This is a genomic window from Vibrio sp. 10N.222.49.C9 (assembly GCF_041474985.1).
GTDB classification, from domain to species: domain Bacteria; phylum Pseudomonadota; class Gammaproteobacteria; order Enterobacterales; family Vibrionaceae; genus Vibrio; species Vibrio crassostreae_C.
The window spans coordinates 1-234 of record NZ_JBFRVD010000258.1 but is presented as its reverse complement, the minus strand read 5'-3'; the positions used below and the strand labels follow the sequence as shown (position 1 = coordinate 234).

The window sequence follows — 234 nt, the reverse complement described above, 5'->3', positions numbered from 1 at the left end:
AACCTCGCCACTGCGCGATCGATTCGGTATTACTCAGCGTCTTGAATACTACCAGATTGAAGATCTGCAGCACATTGTTCAGCGCAGTGCCGATTGCTTGAATTTATCGATGGAAGAAGAGGGTGCTCTTGAAGTTGCAAGGCGTGCTCGTGGTACTCCGCGTATCGCTAACCGTTTACTAAGGCGTGTACGAGATTATGCCGAAGTGAAGGGTGATGGGCATATCGATTCGGG

The 234-nt window shown here is 50.0% G+C and carries 1 pseudogene; it reads left to right on the top strand.

Annotated elements, in window-relative coordinates:
* Positions 1-234: pseudogene (locus tag AB4585_RS23035) on the top strand (Holliday junction branch migration DNA helicase RuvB); the annotation flags it as partial.